General features: G+C 50.8%; 2 rRNA genes. Both read right to left on the bottom strand.

The annotated features are described in order from the left end of the window. Positions 1-117, bottom strand: a 5S ribosomal RNA gene (gene rrf / locus GM612_RS12145). Positions 118-182: 65 nt separating this feature from the next. Next, positions 183-3,099: ribosomal RNA gene (locus GM612_RS12140) — 23S ribosomal RNA — on the bottom strand. Between the last annotated feature and the right edge of the window lie 150 nt (positions 3,100-3,249).

Genomic DNA, 3,249 nt, shown 5'->3' with positions numbered 1-3,249 from the left:
GCGTGGCAACGTCCTACCCTTGCAGGGGGCGATCCCCCAACTACTCTCGGCGTGCTGAAGCTTAACTGCTGTGTTCGGCATGGGAACAGGTGTATCCTTCAGGCTATCGCCACCACACTATTGAGAACTGGTGCTCTCAAAACTAGCTAATATCAATTTCCTTGACCGTGAACACCACTTCCGTGGTTAAGTCCTCGACCGATTAGTACTAGTCCGCTCCGTACATCGCTGCACTTCCACTTCTAGCCTATCTACCTGATCATCTCTCAGGGGTCTTACTTCCATATAGGAATGGGAAATCTCATCTTGAGGTGAGTTTCACACTTAGATGCTTTCAGCGTTTATCTCATCCACACATAGCTACTCAGCAATGCGCCTGGCGGCACAACTGATACACCAGCGGTGTGTCCATTCCGGTCCTCTCGTACTAGGAACAGATCCTCGCAAATTTCCTACGCCCGCGACGGATAGGGACCGAACTGTCTCACGACGTTCTGAACCCAGCTCGCGTACCGCTTTAATGGGCGAACAGCCCAACCCTTGGGACCGACTACAGCCCCAGGATGCGATGAGCCGACATCGAGGTGCCAAACCTCCCCGTCGATGTGGACTCTTGGGGGAGATAAGCCTGTTATCCCCAGGGTAGCTTTTATCCGTTGAGCGACGGCCCTTCCATACGGTACCGCCGGATCACTAAGCCCGACTTTCGTCCCTGCTCGACCTGTGTGTCTCGCAGTCAAGCTCCCTTCTGCCTTTACACTCTATGAATGATTTCCAACCATTCTGAGGGAACCTTTGGGCGCCTCCGTTACTTTTTAGGAGGCGACCGCCCCAGTCAAACTACCTACCTGACACTGTCTCCCGCCACGCTGAGTGGCGCGGGTTAGAGTGTTCACACAACAAGGGTCGTATCCCACCAGCGCCTCCACCGAAACTAGCGTTCCGGTTTCTACGGCTCCGACCTATCCTGTACAAGTTGTGTCAACACCCAATATCAAGCTATAGTAAAGCTCCATGGGGTCTTTCCGTCCTGTCGCGGGTAACCTGCATCTTCACAGGTACTATAATTTCACCGAGTCTCTCGTTGAGACAGTGCCCAGATCGTTACGCCTTTCGTGCGGGTCGGAACTTACCCGACAAGGAATTTCGCTACCTTAGGACCGTTATAGTTACGGCCGCCGTTTACTGGGGCTTCATTTCTGGGCTTCGCCGAAGCTAACTCATCCACTTAACCTTCCAGCACCGGGCAGGCGTCAGCCCCTATACGTCATCTTACGATTTTGCAGAAACCTGTGTTTTTGATAAACAGTCGCCTGGGCCTATTCACTGCGGCTGCACTGACGTGCAGCACCCCTTCTCCCGAAGTTACGGGGTCATTTTGCCGAGTTCCTTAACGAGAGTTCACTCGCTCACCTTAGGATCCTCTCCTCGACTACCTGTGTCGGTTTGCGGTACGGGTAGTAAGATACTCACTAGAAGCTTTTCTCGGCAGTGTGACGTCAGCCGCTTCCCTACTTAATTCGGTCCTCATCACAGCTTGTCTACCCGGTTGAAAGCATTTAACTGACAACCAGACTTGCTGCTTGAACGCACCTATCCAACAGTGCGCACGGCTTAGCCTCCTGCGTCCCTCCATCGCTCAAACATATCTTACTAGTACAGGAATATCAACCTGTTGGCCATCGTCTACGCCTCTCGGCCTCGACTTAGGTCCCGACTAACCCTGGGAGGACGAGCCTTCCCCAGGAAACCTTAGTCATTCGGTGGATCAGATTCTCACTGATCTTTCGCTACTCATACCGGCATTCTCACTTCTAAGCGCTCCACTAGTCCTTACGATCTAGCTTCACCGCCCTTAGAACGCTCTCCTATCACGCGACCAATTGGTCGCATCCACAATTTCGGTGGTATCCTTAGCCCCGGTACATTTTCGGCGCAAAATCACTCGGCTAGTGAGCTATTACGCACTCTTTAAATGGTGGCTGCTTCTGAGCCAACATCCTAGCTGTCTATGCAACTTCACCGCCTTTTCCACTTAGGATACACTTAGGGACCTTAATTGGTGGTCTGGGCTGTTTCCCTTTCGACGATGGATCTTATCACTCACCGTCTGACTCCCGGACATAAATCTGTGGCATTCGGAGTTTATCTGAATTCAGTAACCCATGACGGGCCCCTAGTCCAAACAGTGCTCTACCTCCACGATTCTTATTCCGAGGCTAGCCCTAAAGCTATTTCGGAGAGAACCAGCTATCTCCAAGTTCGTTTGGAATTTCACCGCTACCCACACCTCATCCCAGCACTTTTCAACGTACACGGGTTCGGGCCTCCAGTGCGCTTTACCGCACCTTCACCCTGGACATGGGTAGGTCACCTGGTTTCGGGTCTACATCAACATACTGAAACGCCCGTTTCAGACTCGCTTTCGCTACGGCTCCGACTCTTCATCTTAACCTTGCATGTTAACGTAACTCGCCGGTTCATTCTACAAAAGGCACGCTGTCACCCTTTAACGGGCTCCAACTAATTGTAGGCACATGGTTTCAGGAACTATTTCACTCCCCTTCCGGGGTGCTTTTCACCTTTCCCTCACGGTACTGGTTCACTATCGGTCACTAGGGAGTATTTAGCCTTGGGAGATGGTCCTCCCGGATTCCGACCAGGTTTCACGTGTCTGGCCGTACTCAGGATCCTGAACTGAGGGTGGTGGATTTCGTCTACGGGGCTATCACCCGCTCTGGCCGGTCTTCCCAAACCGTTCGACTATCAACCACTTTGGTAACTCAAATGTTCAGTCCTACAACCCCAGGAAGCAAGCTTCCTGGTTTGGGCTGTTCCCACTTCGCTCGCCGCTACTATGGGAATCGCAATTGCTTTCTCTTCCTGTGGGTACTTAGATGTTTCAGTTCCCCACGTCTGCCTATGAACAGCTATGAATTCACTGTCCATTGATCATCGACAAAGATGATCGGGTTGCCCCATTCGGAAATCTCCGGATCAAAGCTTACGTACAGCTCCCCGAAGCATATCGGTGTTAGTCCCGTCCTTCATCAGCTCCTAGTGCCAAGGCATTCACCATGCGCCCTTGATAACTTAACCTCATCACTAACGTGATGGATTAATTGAGTATTACGCGAAGTAAATAAACTTTACTAATAAAAAACTCAAAATACGCGGTGTTCTCGGCTTAATTAATGAAATTAATTAATAAAAAGAAAATTGATATTATCTAGTTTTCAAAGAACCAAT

Source organism: Secundilactobacillus folii (genome assembly GCF_009720675.1).
GTDB classification, from domain to species: Bacteria; Bacillota; Bacilli; order Lactobacillales; family Lactobacillaceae; genus Secundilactobacillus; species Secundilactobacillus folii.
The sequence above is the reverse complement of the archived record's forward strand: the minus strand, read 5'-3'. Positions and strand labels throughout refer to the sequence as shown.